This is a genomic window from Kosakonia sp. CFBP8986 (assembly GCF_034044935.1).
In the GTDB taxonomy this organism is placed as follows: Bacteria; Pseudomonadota; Gammaproteobacteria; order Enterobacterales; family Enterobacteriaceae; genus Kosakonia; species Kosakonia cowanii.
The window spans coordinates 407,748-424,645 of record NZ_JAXCXB010000002.1 but is presented as its reverse complement, the minus strand read 5'-3'; the positions used below and the strand labels follow the sequence as shown (position 1 = coordinate 424,645).

Sequence of the window (16,898 nt, the reverse complement as noted above, 5' to 3'; positions counted from 1 at the left end):
TGCCTCTCCTGCTGTTAGTTAAAGGGTTTTAAGTCAACGCGCGCCATCATCGCGGCTAACTGGGTACGATCGGTAATCCCTACGTTACTCTGACTGACCGCCAGTGCAGCGACAGCGGTGGCCAGGCGTAAAGTGTGCTCACTGGACTCACGCATCAGCAGGCCGTAAATCAGGCCGCCAACCATCGAATCCCCTGCGCCAACGGTGCTTACCACTTCCATTGACGGCGGTTTGGCGATCCATTCACCCGAAGCGTTGACCCACAGCGCCCCTTCTGCGCCCAGCGAAATCACCACGTGGGCGATCCCCTGCTCGCGAAGCGCGTGAGCGGCTTCAATAACGTCCTGCAATTCCGGCAGTTTACGACCGGCCCAGATCTCCAGCTCGCGGCGGTTAGGTTTTACTAACCACGGTGCGGCTTTCAGCCCGGCGACCAGCGCGTCACGGCTGCTGTCGAAGATGATGCACGGGCACTGGCTTCGCAGGCGCGTCATCCAGTCGGTAAAGGCTTCCGGGCTGACGCCGGACGGCAGGCTGCCGCTGACGCAGACCATATCAAACTGACCAAGCCAGGTGAGCGAGTCGGCGACGAAACGCTCCCAGTCGGCCGGGGTGACTTCGAAACCGGAGAAGTTAAAGTCGGTCACTTCACCATCTTTCTCGGTCAGCTTAACGTTGATACGCGTACGCCCCTGCACCACCTGGAAACGGTTGGCAATGCCCAGCTCGCTGAACAGCTGCTGAAAACCGTCCTGGTTATCTTTACCGAGGAAACCGCCCACGGTGACATCGATGCCCAGATCTTTCAGCACCTTGGCGACGTTGATCCCTTTACCGGCGGCGTGCAGCCCGGTGGTGCGCACCAGGTTGACTTCGCCACGCTCGACTTCCGGGGTGAAACCCACCAGATCGTAGGCCGGGTTTAAAGTAATTGTTGCGACTCTTCTGCTCATTTACGCTCCCTCTCCCAAGCCCGCTGCGATGGCGTCGCCAATCGCTTTCAGCGCCTGTTCAGCATCTTCGCCCTGTGCGGTAAAGCGCAGGCGGTGTCCTTTCTTCACGCCCAGCGCAACCACTTTCATCAGGCTGCGGCCATTTGCCGGTTTGCCTGACCCATCGAGGTTGGTGACAGTGATTTCGCTATTGAACTGTTTAATAGTGTTAACCAGCATGGTGCCCGGACGGGCATGCAGGCCGTGCTCGTTACGAATGACAAACTCTTCGCTGAGCAGATCGTCCGTGACCGCGTCGTCGCTGGTCAGCAGCGCCAGCAGCGTGGCGGCATCGGCATTCAGCAGACGGTCAGCTTTATTTGCCAGCAGCAGATCGCTCAGGCGCTTCAGCACAGCAACGGGTTGCTCATCCGCCATCGCGACGCTCACCAGCACGGCGGCGTTTTCACCCTCTACTTCAAACGGCGTGGCGGCACGGCTGACGGCAACAGCACTCAGCAGGTTGCCCTCGGCGCTGTCGTTCAGCCAGATGCCCTGGCCGAGGTTCAGCGGCTGTTCGTTAATAGCACGGGTGACGTAGACGCTGTCTACCGCGCCCGCCTCTTTCAGACGCGCGGCGTTCAGCGCCTGCAGCGTCATCAGCGAGCTGGCGTTAACGTCCAGCGACAGGGTTTCGTTATCCAGCTTCAGCGCGCTGCTCTGCTTTTCGCCCATCAGCAACGCACGCAGCTCTTGAGCGGTGGTCGCGGATTGCAGCTGCGCGGCGACGGCGTCATCACTCAGCACGTGCGTCAGCTGACGCAGCAGGCCGAGGTGCTCATCGGAGCTGGCGGCGATACCGATAGCAACGTAAGCCACCTGCCCTTCGCTCCACAGAATGCCCTGCGGGAACTGGAACACTTTGACGCCGGTTTTCAGCACCTGGTCGCGCGTGTCGGTGGTGCCGTGCGGAATGGCGATGCCGTTGCCAAGAAAAGTGGAGGTTTGCTGCTCGCGTGCGAGCATGCCATTGACGTAGCCTTCAGCCACGTTGCCGGCTTCGGTCAGTGCCGCCGCGATCTGGCGGATGGCCTCTTCTTTATTACCGGCCTGCTGGCCTGGATGGATGTCCTGAACGGATAACTGGAACATGTGACTCGTCTCCCGCTGAAATTGAATCGTTTCAGCTTACATAAGAAAGGTTACGTCACCGCCGTGGTTCAGAGACAATGCGATGACGCTGAAACGTTTCAAGGAGTCTTGACCTTTTTTGCCCGACGATCAAGAAATCTCTCATTTGGCATTTAAGAATTTTGAGGCACTGCACATTTTACAGTCCGTTAAGGGAAATTAGCTGACGCAGATTTGGCCGTCAGCTTATCGCCTTCAGCCTGTTCAGCTTTGAAAGGAATTACGGCGCGGTTTGCTGTTCGAGATCGAGGAGGTAGATCATCGCCTGTTCGCGCGTTGAACCGCACATCTCAAGGCCTGGCTGCAGGCCGGCGCACACTTTTGGCCGCAACGGTGAGCCAAAAAGCTTACAGCGCTGATGTTCATCAAGCTGAACGCAGGGCGTGTTGGCCGGTTTACCGTTGGGCATGCCGGGGATCGGGCTGGTAATGGACGGGGCGGTACAGCAGGCTCCGCAGTCCGGGCGGCAGTGCATAGCGGCTCTCTTATTTGCGTCGGCGCGCTGAAATAGCACGCTGCCGGGCACGCTATCATCTTTTACCCATGCAACGCAAAACTCAGCAATTCCCCTTGCCTGAAAAGGTCCTCGCGAGTAGTTTGTCGCGATATTTTGGTGAATTTCTTTTTTACAGGAACCTGGCAATGCCAAGAGCGAACGAAATCAAAAAAGGTATGGTGCTGAACTACAACGGCAAGCTGCTGATTGTAAAAGACATTGATATTCAGTCACCGAGCGCCCGTGGCGCAGCAACGCTGTATAAAATGCGCTTTGCTGATGTCCGCACCGGCCTGAAAGTTGAAGAGCGTTTTAAAGGCGACGACATTGTTGATACCGTCTCCCTGAACCGCCGTTTCGTTGACTTCTCCTATGTAGACGGCAACGAATATGTCTTCATGGATAAAGAAGATTACACGCCCTATACCTTTACCAAAGATCAGATTGAAGATGAGCTGCTGTTTATTCCGGAAGGTGGCATGCCGGATATGCAGGTGCTGCTGTGGGATGGCCAGCTGCTGGCGCTTGAGCTGCCGCAGACTGTGGATCTCGAAATCGTTGAAACCGCACCGGGCATCAAAGGCGCATCTGCCAGCTCCCGTACCAAGCCTGCCACGCTGAACACTGGCCTTGTGGTGCAGGTGCCGGAGTACCTGACCACCGGCGAGAAGATCCGCATTCATATTGAAGAGCGCCGCTATATGGGCCGCGCTGATTAAATAAAAAAGCCTCCGCATGGAGGCTTTTTTTTCGCCCGCAAAAGCGAGCAGAGCATTTACCCGCGGCTATTACAGCAGGTCGCGGAACAGCGTCTTCTTCAGCGCCAGCTCAACGCCGCGCACTTCCGCCATCCCTTTCAGGCGGCCAATCGCCGAGTAACCAGGGTTGGTTTTCTTGTGCAGATCGTCAAGCATCTGGTGACCGTGATCCGGGCGGAACGGGATCGGGCGCAGATCGCCTGCTTTCTTACGACGCTGCTCTTCGCTAAGGATTGCCGCCACCACTGACACCATATCCACATCGCCCTGCAGGTGCGCCGCTTCGTGGAAGGTTTTCGGGTTCTCTTCGCGGCAGGTTGCGCGCAGATGGGTGAAGTGAATGCGATCGCCGAAGGTCTCGATCATCCGCACCAGATCGTTATCCGCCCGCACGCCGTAGGAGCCGGTGCACATGGTAAAGCCGTTGTTGATGCTGTCCACCGCCTCTTTCAGCCACTGCATATCTTCAATGGTGGAGACAATGCGCGGCAGGCCGAGGATCGGGCGCGGCGGATCGTCCGGGTGAACCGCCAGCCGCACGCCCACTTCCTGCGCCACCGGCACAATGGCGCGCAGGAAACAGGCCATATTTTCGCGCAGCTGTGCTTTGTCGATGCCGTCATACTCCGCCAGACGCGCGCGGAACTGATCCAGCGTATAGCCCTCTTCCGCCCCCGGCAGACCGGCAATGATATTGCGCGTCAGCTTTTCCACTTCCGCATCGCTCATCGCATTGAAATAGGCCTGCGCCTGGCGCTGCTCCTCTTCGCTGTAATCGGCCTGCGCCCCTTCGCGTTTAAGGATATGCAGCTCAAACGCGGCAAAGGCTATCTGGTCGAAGCGCAGCGCGCGTGAACCATCCGGCAACTGGTATTCCAGGTCGGTGCGCGTCCAGTCGAGGATTGGCATAAAGTTGTAGCAGACGGTATCAATCCCGCAGGCGGCGAGGTTACGAATGCTCTGCTGATAGTTGGCAATCCATTTGTCGCAGTCGCCAGAATGGGTTTTGATCTCTTCATGTACCGGGATACTTTCGACAACGGACCAGTAAAGCCCCTTTTCAGCCAGCAGGGCCTGGCGGGCTTTGATCTCTTCCACCGGCCACACCTGGCCGTTCGGAATGTGGTGCAGAGCGGTGACCACGCCGGTCGCGCCTGCCTGACGAACATCATCAAGAGAAACCGGATCGTTCGGTCCATACCAACGCCAGGTTTGTTCCATCGTCTTCCCCTCAAAAAAGTTGTTATACCAATACCGCGTGAAACATGACGACTACCATACATGCTTATGGACAGCGGTCAAATCCTGCCACAGCAATGATTGATCCAGCTCACATTCCCCGGATATTTAAGGCATACCAATTCTTTTTGCTGTCATATAACTTTACACTGCTATTGTTAATTATTGGTTAATCAGGTGTATAGAGATGAAAACAATTGCCTCCGCCACGCTGCCCGCTTTGGTGCAACAGCCTCAGTACGATCGCAGCCAGCTCCGTTCGCGCATCGTTCACTTCGGTTTTGGTGCCTTTCACCGCGCCCATCAGGCGTTATTAACCGACCGGGTGCTGAATGCGCAAGGCGGCGACTGGGGCATTTGCGAAATCAGCTTGTTTAGCGGCGATGTTTTAATGTCGCAGCTGCGCGAGCAGGAACATCTTTATACGGTGCTGGAGAAAGGCGCCGACGGAAATAAGCCGATCATTATTGGCGCGGTCAACGAGTGCCTGAATGCCAAACTCGACACGCTGGCGGCGATTATTGAGAAGTTCTGCGAGCCGCAGGTGGCGATTGTCTCCCTGACCATCACCGAAAAGGGTTACTGCATCGATCCGGCCAGCGGTGAACTTGATCTCACCCAGCCGCGTATTGAGCACGATCTGAAATACCCGCACGAGCCGCACTCCGCACCGGGCATTCTGGTAGAAGCCCTGCACCGCCGCCGCGAACGCGGGCTGCCGCCCTTTACCGTGCTCTCCTGTGACAACATTCCTGACAACGGCCACGTGGTGAAAAACGCCGTGCTCGGGATGGCGCAAACCCGCTCGCCGGAGCTGGCGCAGTGGATAGCGGAGCATGTCAGCTTCCCGGCCACCATGGTCGATCGCATTGTCCCGGCGGCGACCGACGAGTCGCTGACGGAGATTGCCGACGTAATCGGCGTTTTTGACCCGTGCGCCATCAGCTGCGAGCCATTTATTCAGTGGGTAATAGAAGATAACTTTGTCGCCGGGCGTCCGGCGTGGGAAACGGCGGGCGTGCAGCTGGTGGAAGATGTGCAGCCGTGGGAGCAGATGAAGCTGCGCATGCTTAACGGCAGCCACTCCTTCCTCGCCTATTTAGGTTATCTCGCCGGGTTTGCCCATATTAATGAGTGTATGCAGGACGCGGCCTTCCGGGAGGCAGCGCGCCAGCTAATGCTCAATGAGCAAGCGCCGACGCTGCGCATCAAAGACGTCAATCTCAATGCCTATGCCGACAGCCTGCTTGAGCGCTTTGCTAACCCGGCGCTGAAACACCGCACCTGGCAGATTGCGATGGATGGCAGCCAAAAGTTGCCGCAGCGCCTGCTGGACGGGATCCGTATTCATCTTCAGCGCCAGAGCGACTGGCCGCTGCTGGCGCTCGGCGTCGCGGGCTGGATGCGCTATGTCAGCGGCGTCGATGATGCGGGCGAGACCATTGATATTCGCGATCCGCTGGCGGATAAAATCCGTGCCATCGTTGAGACCAGCAGCAGCGACGAGCGCGTGACGGCGCTGCTGACGCTAAAAGAGATCTTCGGTAACGATCTGCCGCATAACCCGGTGTTTGTCGATGCCGTCAGCCAGGCCTGGCACGCTATTGAGACCCTCGGCGCACACGGCGCGGTGCAGCAGGCGGTCAACCCTTAACATTTTTTGCCCTCAACGCGGACGGATAGTGCGATGCACCGTCCGCGCTCTTCTCTTTTTGGCTTTTTTTCGCCAGGATTGTCCGCTTGTGCTTTTTGATGATGCGGAGTTCCTGTGACGAAGACCAATCTGATTACCGGCTTTCTCGGAAGCGGCAAAACCACCTCCATTCTGCATTTGCTGGCCCATAAAGATCCGCAGGAGAAGTGGGCGGTGCTGGTGAATGAGTTTGGCGAAGTCGGCATTGATGGCGCCCTGCTCAGCGACAGCGGCGCGCTGCTTAAAGAGATCCCCGGCGGCTGCATGTGCTGCGTCAACGGCCTGCCGATGCAGGTCGGCCTCAATACCCTGCTGCGTCAGGGCAAACCCGATCGCCTGCTGATTGAGCCGACCGGGCTGGGCCACCCGAAGCAGATCCTCGATATGCTCACCGCCCCGGTCTACGAGCCGTGGATCGATCTGCGCGCTACGCTCTGCCTGCTCGACCCGCGCCAGCTGCTCGATGAGAAAGCGCTGAACAATGAGAACTTCCGCGACCAGTTAGCGGCAGCGGATATTATCGTTGCGAATAAAGAGGATCGCGCCAGCGCCGAGAGCCAGCAGGCATTTGACGCATGGTGGGCTGAGTTTGGCGGCGATCGCCTGCGGGTGAACGCTACGCAGGGAGCGATTGATGGCAGCCTGCTCGACCAACCGCGCCGTAATCTGCGCGCCCTGCCAGAGAGCGCCGCGCACGATCACGCGCACGGTGAGAAAAAGGGGCTGGCGGCACTGAGTTTACCGGCGCATCAGCGCTGGCGTCGCAATTTGAATAGCGGCCAGGGGCACCATGCCTGCGGCTGGATTTTCGATGCCGATACGGTTTTCGACACCATTGGCCTGCTGGAGTGGGCGCGGCTTGCGCCAGTGTCGCGGGTAAAAGGGGTAATGCGTATTCCCGAAGGGTTGCTGCGCGTAAACCGTCAGGGTCAGGATTTGCATATTGAGACGCAAAACGTTGCGCCGCCCGATAGCCGGATAGAGTTAATCACCGACAGCGAGGCTGACTGGAACACGCTTCAATCAGCGCTGTTGAAGCTTCGTTTAAGTTAGCCGGACTACCGTGGCGTCCCTTAAACCTAAAAGAGCCTGCAAAATGAAAACCCGACTGCCTCTCATCGTGCTGCTGAATGCTGCTGGCCTCGCGCTGTTTTTCTCCTGGTATCTGCCGGTGAATCATGGTTTCTGGTTCCCGCTGGATTCAGCGATTTTTCACTTTTTCAACCATGGGCTGGCGGAGAATCGCGCCTACTTATGGTTTGTGGCGCTCACTAACAACCGCGCGTTTGATGCCTGTTCGCTGGTGGCAATGGGCTGTCTGATGCTCTCTTTCTGGCTGCCGGCAGATCCGGCCGGACGTCGGCGTGTGGTGATGATTGGCCTGACCATGCTGCTGCTGGCTCTGGTGATCAACCAGCTTGCGCAGCATATGATGCCGGTGAAGCGCGCCAGCCCGTCGATCTCCTTTACCGACACCTATCGGGTGAGCGATCTGCTCAACTTCCCGACCAAAGATGCCTCGAAAGATAGCTTCCCGGGCGACCACGGAATGATGCTGCTGATTTTTGCCTCGGTGATGCTGCGTTATTTCGGTAAAAAAGCATTCGCCATCGGGATCCTTATATTTGTCATATTTGCTTTCCCCCGGGTAATGATTGGCGCGCACTGGTTTACGGATATTGCCGTCGGTTCACTCTCTGCGGTGTTGATTGGCCTGCCCTGGTGTCTGATGACGCCACTGAGCGATAAGATCGTGGCGTTATTTGATCGCTATTTGCCTGGGAAAAACAAAATTTAAACACTTAAGTAACATTTAGCGCCGCCGGGAAGAGGCGATCATTAGCGTCCTTAATGTAAATTCCCGGCGGATGCCTGATTGTGTCACTTTTTAACCAACTCAATCGCCTTTAAAAAGAGCATTTTGCCTGCTATTTCTCTTTATTTGTCCATTTATTGACCAAACGCATGAATTCACTTTCTGTATCACAATTTCTTATAAAAAAGTGATGAAAAGCACTCGCCTTGCATTAGATGTTCAGGTAACCTCGGTCCGTCTTGTCGCAAAGAGTGCTCTTTTACTCTCTGCGCGGTAATTTGTGCGTCTCGCCACAAATTCTGGCTCGAGTATTTGTCTTGAAACATTCAGATAATTAATCTCGCTGCGTTTAGCATTTTTCATAACGATATTATCGTTAAGGACTTCAAGGGAAAATAAGCAACATGGTCAAGTCTCAGCCGATCTTGAGATATATCGTGCGGGCGATACCCGCGATCGCAGTAGCGGTTCTGCTTTCAGCTTGTTCAACAAATACCGCCAAGAATATGCATCCTGAGACGCATGCTGTGCCCGAAGATAGCTCTTCACTGCAAGCCTCTCAGGATGAATTTGAAAACCTGGTACGTAATCTGGATGTTAAAAACCGGCTTATGGATCAGTATGCAAGTTGGAAAGGCGTTCGCTACCGTCTCGGCGGCGACACCAAGAAAGGCATCGACTGTTCTGGCTTTGTGCAGCGCACCTTCCGCGAACAGTTTGGTTTAGAGCTGCCGCGTTCCACATGGGAACAGCAGGAAACCGGTAAGTCTATTTCGCGCACCAGTCTGCGCACCGGCGATCTGGTTCTCTTCCGCGCAGGCTCTACCGGACGTCATGTCGGCATTTATATTGGTAATAACCAATTCGTTCATGCCTCCACCAGCAGTGGTGTGATGATTTCCAACCTCGATGAGCCATACTGGAAGAAGCGCTATAACGAAGCGCGACGGATCCTGACACGCAGCTAATCGCTTTATGCCAGTTACCCTTGGCTGGCGTAAAGTTATAAAAAACACTGCTTCGGCGGTGTTTTTTTGTGCCTGCAATATGCTATACGAAACTTTCCGGGTTTTATTTCGCTTATATCCCCCGCTTTATAGGCGAAATATGATGAACCGCTAACATAGGCTCAGCATCATGCTTACCCGTAACGTCACCGTTAATCGACGCGTTGTGCTTATCAGCCTGCTGACCGGCGCGCTCGTCGCCCTGCTGGTCGGCGGTATTCAGTTCTGGCTGGAGCAGCAAAAGCGTGAAGCGCGCTACGATACCCTGCTGAGCAGCATTCAGGCCTCTTATGCCAGTTACTTCAGCACTATCCGCACCGCGGCAGAATCGCTGCACCCGCTTACGCTCAACAGCTGCGAAGAGGCTGCCAGCGAACTTACCTCGAAAGCCGCCTTCAGCCAGAATGTGCGCGCCTTTCTGTTGGTAAAAGATCAGCACGCCTACTGTTCATCGGCTACCGGCGATATGGATGAGCCGATGAAACGGCTGATTCCAGGTATCGATATTAATAAAACTACCGATATGGTGATTTTACCCGGTACGCCGATGATGCCGACGCAACCGGTGATTGCGCTCTGGTTTCGCAGCCCGCTGCTCGATAACCGTGGCGTGCTCGCCACGCTCAATATCAACCTCGCACCCTATATGCTTTACACCACGCAGATGCCCGATCTTAACGGCCTTGCGCTCGGTATCGGCGATCGCGCGCTGACCACCTTTTCAGGCAGACCACTGCTGTTAAGTACTCTGCATCAAACGCCCTACCTGAGCGTGCAGGTTGAAGGCTCGCCGGTCAGGCTCTACCTCTACGCCGATAAATGGCGAGTGGAAGATCTGCAGTTCGCGCTGCTGCTGGGTGCCACTGTTGGTATGCTTGCCGGTTTGCTGAGCGCTGCAATGCTCGCGATACATCTGCGCCCCGGCCGGGAGATCCTCACGGCAATTAAGCGCGACCAGTTTTACGTTGTTTACCAGCCGGTGGTGAGCGGCGCGGAGTTAAAAGTGACCGGTTTTGAAGTATTAATGCGCTGGAAGCACCCGACCGCCGGCGAAATCCCGCCCGATGCTTTTATTCATTTTGCCGAAGCGCAGCAGTTAATTGTGCCCCTGACCCTGCACCTGTTTAAGCTTATCGCCCGCGATGCGCCGGTTTTAAAAACGCTGCTACCGGAAGGGGTCAAAATGGGCATCAATATTGCGCCCGGTCATCTGCATGCGCCGAGCTTTAAAGAAGATATGCAGCAGTTTGCCCTCTCGCTTCCCCCTCACCACTTCAGCGTGGTGCTGGAGATCACCGAGCGCGATATGCTCAACCATGATGAGGTCAATAAGATCTTCCAGTGGCTGCATGATGAAGGGTTTGAGATCGCCATTGATGATTTCGGCACCGGTCATAGCGCGCTGATCTACCTTGAGCGCTTCACCCTCGATTTCCTGAAGATCGATCGCGGTTTTGTTAACGCCATCGGCACGGAGACCGTCACCTCACCGGTGCTTGACGCCGTGCTGACGCTTGCGAAACGGCTCAATATGCGCACCGTGGCGGAAGGGGTGGAGACGCCGGAGCAGGTGCGCTGGCTGCGCGATCGCGGCGTGCACTACCTGCAGGGCTACTTTTTCAGCCGCCCGATGACGCTGCAGCAGTTTATCGACTGGCGACCGCCGACATTTACTGCCCGGCTGTAGGCGGAAAGAGTTCACAACCGCCGATCCCTCCCCTATTATTCAAACAGAAAAATTCACGCCTCCGTCGCATTGCGGTAAAAGGGATCCAGCAAATGAAGTGTGTGCGCATTGTTGCTCTGTTACTGGCGTTTATCGCCCTCGCCTGCCAGGCGCAGACCATTAAAGAGAGTGACAGCTTTGCGATTATCGGCGAACCGAAATACGCCGTTAATTTTTCCCATTTTGATTATGTGAACCCCGCTGCGCCGAAAGGCGGTAACGTGACGCTCGCCAATATCGGCACCTTTGATAACTTCAACCGTTTCGCCCTGCGCGGCAACCCGGCGGTGCGCACCGATGCGCTGTACGACGCCCTGTTTACCACCTCCGACGATGAGCCTGGCAGCTACTATCCGCTGATTGCCGAAACCACACGCTATGCTGATGACTTCTCGTGGATGGAGATCTCACTCAATCCCCGCGCCCGCTTCCATGACGGCTCGCCGATCCGCGCCAGCGATGTCGCCTTCACCTTCCAGAAGTTTATGACTCAGGGGGTGCCGCAGTTTCGCATTGTCTATAAAGGCACGACGGTAAAAGCCATTTCGCCCTTAACCGTGCGCATTGAGCTGGCGAAGCCGGGCAAAGAGGATATGCTCAGCCTGCTGACGCTGCCGGTAATGCCGGAGAAGTTCTGGAAAGATCATAATCTTAGCGAGCCGCTTGCCCGCCCGCCGTTGAGCAGCGGGCCTTATCGCATCAGCAGCTGGCGTATGGGGCAGTATATTGCCTATACCCGCGTGCGCGATTACTGGGCTGCCGACCTGCCGGTCAACCGCGGCCGCTGGAACTTCAACAATATTCGCTATGACTACTATCTCGACGACAACGTCGCCTTTGAAGCCTTTAAAGCCGGGTCTTACGATCTGCGCAGCGAAGATAGCCCGAAAAACTGGGCCACGCGCTATATCGGCACCAATTTCGCGCGCGGCTATATTGTTAAGGATGAACAGACCAACCACTCGGCGCAGGATGCGCGCTGGCTGGCGTTTAATATCCAGCGCCCGGTGTTCGCTGACCGGCGGGTACGTGAAGCGGTCTCGCTGGCCTTCGACTTCGAGTGGATGAACAAAGCCCTGTTTTATGGTGCTTACAGCCGGGCGGACAGCTACTTTATCAACACAGAATATGCCGCGCGTAACTACCCGGATGCCGACGAGCTAACGCTGCTGGCACCGCTAAAAGATCAGATCCCGCCTGAAGTCTTTACGCAGATCTACTCCCCGCCCACCTCAAGCGGCGACGGCTACGATCGCCAGAACCTGCTGAAAGCCGATAAGCTGCTGAACGATGCGGGCTGGGTGCTGAAAAATCAGCAGCGGGTGAATGCCAAAACCGGCAAGCCCTTTGTTTTTGAACTGCTGCTCCCCTCCGGCGGCAATGTGCAGTGGGTGCTGCCCTTCCAGCACAATCTCGCTCGCCTCGGCATCACCATGGAGTTGCGCCAGGTGGATAACTCACAGGCGACCAACCGCATGCGCAGCCGCGATTACGACATGATGCCGCGTCTGTGGCGCGCGCAGCCGTGGCCGAGCGGCGACCTGCAAATCTCCTGGGGTTCCGCTTATATCGACTCCTCCTACAATGCGCCGGGGGTAAAAAACCCGGCTATCGACACCCTGCTCGCACAGATTGCCCGCTGGCAGGGGAATAAAGAGAAGCTGTTGCCGCTCGGACGCGCGCTGGATCGCGTGCTGACGTGGAACTATTACATGCTGCCGATGTGGTATATGGCGGCCGATCGCCTTGCGTACTGGGACAAGTTCTCCATGCCCGGCATTCGCCCCGTCTACTCAATTGGGTTTGATACCTGGTGGTATGACGTAAACAAGGCGGCGAAACTACCCGCCGCCAGACGTTAAGGAGACGGGATGGGTGCTTATCTCATTCGCCGCTTACTACTGCTGATCCCCACCCTGTGGGCGATTATTACCATCAACTTTTTTATCGTGCAGATTGCGCCTGGCGGCCCGGTCGATCAGGCGATTGCCGCCATTGAGTTTGGCGATCAGGGGCGGCTGCCCGGCACGGGTGATGGCGGTATGGGTGCAGGCCATGCGCGCACCGGCGTCGGCGATGCGCTGACTAACGATAGCCACTATCGCGGTGGGCGCGGCCTCGACCCGCAGGTGATTGAGGAGATCAAAAAGCGCTACGGCTTCGATAAACCCCTCTCCGAGCGCTACTTCAAAATGCTATGGGATTATGCACGCTTCGATTTCGGCGACAGCCTGTTTCGCAGCGCCTCGGTGCTGCAACTGATCAAAGAGAGCCTGCCGGTCTCCATCACCCTTGGCCTGTGGGGCACGCTGATTATCTATCTGGTGTCGATTCCGCTTGGGATACGTAAAGCGGTCTACAGCGGCAGCCGGTTTGATATCTGGAGCAGCGCGCTGATTATTGTCGGCTACGCGATTCCGCCGTTTCTGTTCGCCATTTTGCTAATCATCTTCTTCGCTGGTGGCAGCTATTATGACTTCTTCCCGCTGCGCGGTCTGGTGTCGACGGATTTCGCCACGCTGCCCTGGTATAAGCAGGCCGCCGACTATCTCTGGCACATTACCCTGCCGGTGCTGGCGACGGTGATTGGCGGCTTTGCCGCGCTGACGATGCTCACCAAAAACTCCTTTCTCGATGAGATCCGCAAGCAGTACGTGGTGACGGCGCGCGCCAAAGGGGTGAGCGAGCGCAATATCATGCGTAAACATGTCTTTCGCAACGCCATGCTGCTGGTGATTGCCGGCTTCCCGGCGACTTTTGTCAGCATGTTCTTTACCGGTTCGCTGATGATCGAGGTGATCTTCTCCCTCAACGGTCTCGGCTTGCTGGGCTATGAAGCGACCGTCTCGCGGGATTACCCGGTGATGTTCGGCACGCTCTATATCTTCTCCCTTATCGGCCTGCTGCTGAATATTGTCAGCGATATCACCTATACGCTGGTCGATCCGCGTATTGATTTCGAGGGGCGCTGATGTTCAGACTCAGTTATGTTAACCAGGCGCGCTGGGCGCGTTTTCGCCATAACCGCCGTGGATACTGGTCGTTATGGATCTTTGTCGTGATTTTTGTCTTAAGCCTCTGCTCGGAGCTGATCGCCAATGATAAGCCGCTGCTGGTGCGCTATCATGGCGAGTGGTTTGTGCCGCTGGTGAAAAACTACAGCGAGAGCGACTTTGGCGGCCCGTTTGCCACACCGGCGGATTACCAGGATCCGTGGCTGCAAAAACAGCTTAACGAGCATGGCTGGGCGCTGTGGGCGCCGGTGCGTTTCGGCGCACGCAGCATTAACTACGCCACCACGCAGCCCTTCCCCTCTCCGCCATCGGCGCAAAACTGGCTCGGCACCGACGCCAACGGCGGCGATGTGCTGGCGCGCATTCTCTATGGCACGCGCATCTCTTTGCTGTTCGGCCTGCTGCTGACGCTTTGCTCCAGCGTCATCGGCATCGTGGTCGGTGCCGTGCAGGGCTATTACGGCGGTAAGATCGATCTCTTCGGCCAGCGCTTTATTGAGGTGTGGTCCGGGCTGCCAACGCTGTTCCTGATTATTTTGCTCTCAAGCGTCATCCAGCCCGGTTTCTGGTGGCTGCTCGGCATTACCGTGCTGTTCGGCTGGATGACGCTGGTGAGCGTGGTGCGCGCCGAGTTTCTGCGCACGCGTAATTTCGACTATATCCGCGCCGCGCAGGCGATGGGCGTCAGCGATGGCGCGATTATGCTGCGCCATATGCTGCCCAATGCGATGGTGGCGACGCTGACCTTCTTCCCCTTTATTCTCAGCGGCTCGGTCAGCACCCTCACCTCCCTCGATTTTCTCGGTTTCGGGCTGCCGCTCGGCTCCCCGTCTCTCGGCGAGCTGCTGCTGCAGGGCAAAAATAATTTGCAGGCTCCGTGGCTGGGCATCGCGGCGTTCGTCTCAACGGCGCTGCTGCTGTCGGTGCTGATCTTTATCGGCGAAGCGGTGCGCGACGCGTTTGATCCTAATAAGGCGGTGTAAATGGCTTCCCCGTTACTGACTATTGACGCGTTAACCATCGCCTTTCGCCAGCAGGCGACGACCCGCACGGTGGTGGAGGATCTCTCCCTGCGCATTGACGCGGGCGAAACGCTGGCGCTGGTGGGCGAGTCCGGCTCCGGCAAGAGCGTCAGCGCGCTATCGATCCTGCGCCTGCTCCCCTCGCCGCCGGTGATCTATCCCTCAGGCGATATTCTGTTTCATGGCGAATCCCTGCTGCATGCCAGCGAGCGCACCCTGCGCGGCGTGCGCGGCAATAAGATCGCCATGATCTTTCAGGAGCCGATGGTCTCACTCAATCCGCTGCATACGCTGGAAAAGCAGCTTTATGAAGTGCTCTCCCTGCACCGGGGAATGCGCCGGGAAGCGGCGCGGGCCGAGATGCTCGACTGCCTCGATCGCGTCGGCATCCGTAATGCGCGCAGCCGCCTCGGCGACTTCCCTCATCAGCTCTCCGGCGGCGAGCGCCAGCGTGTGATGATCGCCATGGCGCTGTTGACGCGCCCCGAGCTGTTGATTGCCGATGAACCGACCACCGCGCTGGACGTCTCCGTGCAGGCGCAGATCCTCACCCTGCTGCGGGAGCTGCGCGACGAGCTTAATATGGGGCTGCTGTTTATCACCCATAACCTGAACATTGTGCGCAAGCTGGCGGATAACGTGGCGGTGATGCAAAACGGCCGCTGCGTGGAGCAGAACCGTGCGCAAGCCCTGTTCAGCGCGCCGAATCATCCCTATACGCAAAAGCTGATCAACAGCGAGCCGCACGGTGAGCCGGTGCCGCTCCCGCCCGTCGATCAGCCGCTGTTGCAGGTGGAGAAACTCGGCGTCAGCTTCCCGGTGCGTAAAGGCATTTTCCGCCGCGTTGTCGCGCAAAACGCGGTGGTGAAAGGGATCTCCTTTACCCTGCGAGCGGGTGAAACGCTGGGGCTGGTGGGTGAATCCGGCTCCGGGAAAAGCACCACCGGCCTTGCGCTGCTGCGGCTGGTCAACGCCGAGGGCACGATTCTGTTCGACGGCAAACCGCTGCATAAGTGGAGCCGCAAGCAGATGCTGCCGGTGCGCCACCGGATTCAGGTGGTGTTTCAGGATCCCAATTCGGCGCTGAATCCGCGTCTCAATGTGCAGCAGATTATCGAAGAGGGGCTACGCGTGCATCAGCCTGAGCTGTCGCGCGAAGCCCGCGAGCAGCGGGTGATCGAGGTGATGCAGGAGGTAGGGCTGGATGCGCAGACACGCCAGCGTTATCCGGCGGAGTTTTCCGGCGGCCAGCGCCAGCGTATCGCCATTGCCCGTGCGCTGATTATGAAGCCGGAGCTGATTATTCTGGATGAACCAACCTCATCGCTGGACCGCACCGTGCAGGCGCAGATCCTCGCGCTCCTGAAGTCGCTTCAGCAGACGCACCGGCTGGCCTATATCTTTATCAGTCACGATCTGCATCTGGTGCGCACCCTCTGCCACCAGGTGATTGTGCTCAAACAGGGTGAAGTGGTGGAACAGGGCGAGTGTCGGCGGGTGTTTGACGAACCTCAGCAGGCGTATACACGCCAGCTGCTGTCGCTGAGCTGAGGTTCAGAACGGATTGTAATTGGAGAAAGGTTCCGCGATAGCGACGCCGAAGTTTTTCAGGCGGCAGGTCGCGGCAAACTCATCCTGGCTGTGAACGAAAAGGCATGGCTCGCCTTCGCACTCAACCACCGAGCAGTCGACTTCGATATCGCTGAGCGCCTGGCTGAGTTTATGCATCACCGGCCAGGCGTTATCGCCGTCCGGGCTGAGCAATTTTAATGCCACCAGCGCGTCATCCGCCGCATGTCCATTTTGCGGAATCGGTTCAACTTTGGCACCTGCAAAACCCTCTCGCCAGCGATAGCACTGGGGCAAACGGTGGATGATTGAGAGCTGTAATGTATTCACTTTCTTTCCCCAGAAGTACTTTCACTTCACAAATATTTCACATCTAGATTAACACACTATTCACATTTCATCCTGCCAGTGGCAGAGAAAAGGTTGCACCCCGCG

General features: G+C 57.0%; 15 protein-coding genes. 10 read left to right on the top strand and 5 right to left on the bottom strand.

The features are described 5' to 3' along the window. Window positions 1-14: 14 nt before the first annotated feature. The 3 genes from fruK to SOM48_RS05645 all read right to left on the bottom strand — a co-directional run bounded on the left by fruK (window position 15) and on the right by SOM48_RS05645 (window position 2,598). Window positions 15-953, bottom strand: a complete 939-nt coding sequence (gene fruK / locus SOM48_RS05655; protein WP_023479738.1) for a 1-phosphofructokinase — start codon at window positions 951-953, stop codon at window positions 15-17. After that, window positions 954-2,084, bottom strand: a complete 1,131-nt coding sequence (gene fruB, locus SOM48_RS05650; RefSeq protein ID WP_320511587.1) for a fused PTS fructose transporter subunit IIA/HPr protein — start codon at window positions 2,082-2,084, stop codon at window positions 954-956. A 259-nt stretch (window positions 2,085-2,343) separates the two neighbouring features. Beyond that, on the bottom strand, window positions 2,344-2,598 hold the full coding sequence (locus tag SOM48_RS05645) for a YkgJ family cysteine cluster protein (protein WP_054803372.1): 255 nt from the start codon (window positions 2,596-2,598) through the stop codon (window positions 2,344-2,346). 167 nt (window positions 2,599-2,765) lie between these two features. Here SOM48_RS05645 and yeiP point away from each other — a divergent pair, with 167 nt between their 5' ends. Next, the gene (gene yeiP / locus SOM48_RS05640; protein ID WP_023479652.1) at window positions 2,766-3,338 is read left to right on the top strand and encodes an elongation factor P-like protein YeiP; all 573 of its coding nucleotides are present in this window, start codon (window positions 2,766-2,768) and stop codon (window positions 3,336-3,338) included. A gap of 69 nt (window positions 3,339-3,407) precedes the next feature. Here yeiP and uxuA read toward each other — a convergent pair whose 3' ends face one another. Beyond that, the gene (gene uxuA / locus SOM48_RS05635) at window positions 3,408-4,598 is read right to left on the bottom strand and encodes a mannonate dehydratase (RefSeq protein WP_054803370.1); all 1,191 of its coding nucleotides are present in this window, start codon (window positions 4,596-4,598) and stop codon (window positions 3,408-3,410) included. 205 nt (window positions 4,599-4,803) lie between these two features. On the opposite strand from uxuA, the gene SOM48_RS05630 reads away from it, so the two are divergent. The 9 genes from SOM48_RS05630 (at window position 4,804) to yejF (ending at window position 16,445) form a co-directional block, all read left to right on the top strand. Continuing rightward, the gene (locus SOM48_RS05630; RefSeq protein WP_320511585.1) at window positions 4,804-6,270 is read left to right on the top strand and encodes a mannitol dehydrogenase family protein; all 1,467 of its coding nucleotides are present in this window, start codon (window positions 4,804-4,806) and stop codon (window positions 6,268-6,270) included. 114 nt (window positions 6,271-6,384) lie between these two features. After that, entirely contained in the window at window positions 6,385-7,362 is a 978-nt protein-coding gene (locus tag SOM48_RS05625; protein ID WP_139965257.1) for a CobW family GTP-binding protein, read from the top strand. Between the two features lie 43 nt (window positions 7,363-7,405). Next, window positions 7,406-8,107 (top strand): phosphatase PAP2 family protein, encoded by a 702-nt coding sequence (locus SOM48_RS05620; RefSeq protein ID WP_076770169.1) that lies wholly within the window; start codon window positions 7,406-7,408, stop codon window positions 8,105-8,107. 422 nt (window positions 8,108-8,529) lie between these two features. Then, a complete protein-coding gene (mepS, locus tag SOM48_RS05615; protein ID WP_023479708.1) occupies window positions 8,530-9,093 on the top strand; it encodes a bifunctional murein DD-endopeptidase/murein LD-carboxypeptidase in 564 nt (187 codons plus the stop codon). 169 nt (window positions 9,094-9,262) lie between these two features. After that, window positions 9,263-10,819, top strand: a complete 1,557-nt coding sequence (locus SOM48_RS05610; RefSeq protein ID WP_076770170.1) for a cyclic di-GMP phosphodiesterase — start codon at window positions 9,263-9,265, stop codon at window positions 10,817-10,819. 92 nt (window positions 10,820-10,911) lie between these two features. Then, on the top strand, window positions 10,912-12,720 hold the full coding sequence (locus SOM48_RS05605) for an extracellular solute-binding protein (RefSeq protein ID WP_320511584.1): 1,809 nt from the start codon (window positions 10,912-10,914) through the stop codon (window positions 12,718-12,720). A gap of 9 nt (window positions 12,721-12,729) precedes the next feature. Beyond that, a complete protein-coding gene (gene yejB / locus SOM48_RS05600) occupies window positions 12,730-13,830 on the top strand; it encodes a microcin C ABC transporter permease YejB (RefSeq protein ID WP_023479694.1) in 1,101 nt (366 codons plus the stop codon). Next, window positions 13,830-14,855, top strand: a complete 1,026-nt coding sequence (locus SOM48_RS05595) for a microcin C ABC transporter permease (protein ID WP_054803368.1) — start codon at window positions 13,830-13,832, stop codon at window positions 14,853-14,855. Before yejB ends, SOM48_RS05595 begins: the two co-directional genes overlap by 1 nt. After that, window positions 14,856-16,445 carry a microcin C ABC transporter ATP-binding protein YejF gene (yejF, locus tag SOM48_RS05590; protein WP_128482568.1) on the top strand — a complete coding sequence of 530 codons (1,590 nt, stop codon included), beginning with the start codon at window positions 14,856-14,858 and terminating at the stop codon, window positions 16,443-16,445. Window positions 16,446-16,448: 3 nt separating this feature from the next. Here yejF and SOM48_RS05585 read toward each other — a convergent pair whose 3' ends face one another. Beyond that, on the bottom strand, window positions 16,449-16,793 hold the full coding sequence (locus tag SOM48_RS05585; RefSeq protein WP_023479706.1) for a YejG family protein: 345 nt from the start codon (window positions 16,791-16,793) through the stop codon (window positions 16,449-16,451). Between the last annotated feature and the right edge of the window lie 105 nt (window positions 16,794-16,898).

Excerpts from the sequence above, each read along its gene's own strand:
- fruK (WP_023479738.1), bottom strand. The coding sequence starts at position 953 with ATGAGCAGAAGAGTCGCAACAATTACTTTAAACCCGGCCTACGATCTG.
- SOM48_RS05645 (WP_054803372.1), bottom strand. The coding sequence starts at position 2,598 with ATGCACTGCCGCCCGGACTGCGGAGCCTGCTGTACCGCCCCGTCCATT.
- yeiP (WP_023479652.1), top strand. The coding sequence starts at position 2,766 with ATGCCAAGAGCGAACGAAATCAAAAAAGGTATGGTGCTGAACTACAAC.
- SOM48_RS05620 (WP_076770169.1), top strand. The coding sequence starts at position 7,406 with ATGAAAACCCGACTGCCTCTCATCGTGCTGCTGAATGCTGCTGGCCTC.
- SOM48_RS05610 (WP_076770170.1), top strand. The coding sequence starts at position 9,263 with ATGCTTACCCGTAACGTCACCGTTAATCGACGCGTTGTGCTTATCAGC.
- SOM48_RS05630 (WP_320511585.1), top strand. The coding sequence starts at position 4,804 with ATGAAAACAATTGCCTCCGCCACGCTGCCCGCTTTGGTGCAACAGCCT.
- mepS (WP_023479708.1), top strand. The coding sequence starts at position 8,530 with ATGGTCAAGTCTCAGCCGATCTTGAGATATATCGTGCGGGCGATACCC.
- uxuA (WP_054803370.1), bottom strand. The coding sequence starts at position 4,598 with ATGGAACAAACCTGGCGTTGGTATGGACCGAACGATCCGGTTTCTCTT.
- SOM48_RS05595 (WP_054803368.1), top strand. The coding sequence starts at position 13,830 with ATGTTCAGACTCAGTTATGTTAACCAGGCGCGCTGGGCGCGTTTTCGC.
- yejF (WP_128482568.1), top strand. The coding sequence starts at position 14,856 with ATGGCTTCCCCGTTACTGACTATTGACGCGTTAACCATCGCCTTTCGC.
- fruB (WP_320511587.1), bottom strand. The coding sequence starts at position 2,084 with ATGTTCCAGTTATCCGTTCAGGACATCCATCCAGGCCAGCAGGCCGGT.
- SOM48_RS05605 (WP_320511584.1), top strand. The coding sequence starts at position 10,912 with ATGAAGTGTGTGCGCATTGTTGCTCTGTTACTGGCGTTTATCGCCCTC.
- yejB (WP_023479694.1), top strand. The coding sequence starts at position 12,730 with ATGGGTGCTTATCTCATTCGCCGCTTACTACTGCTGATCCCCACCCTG.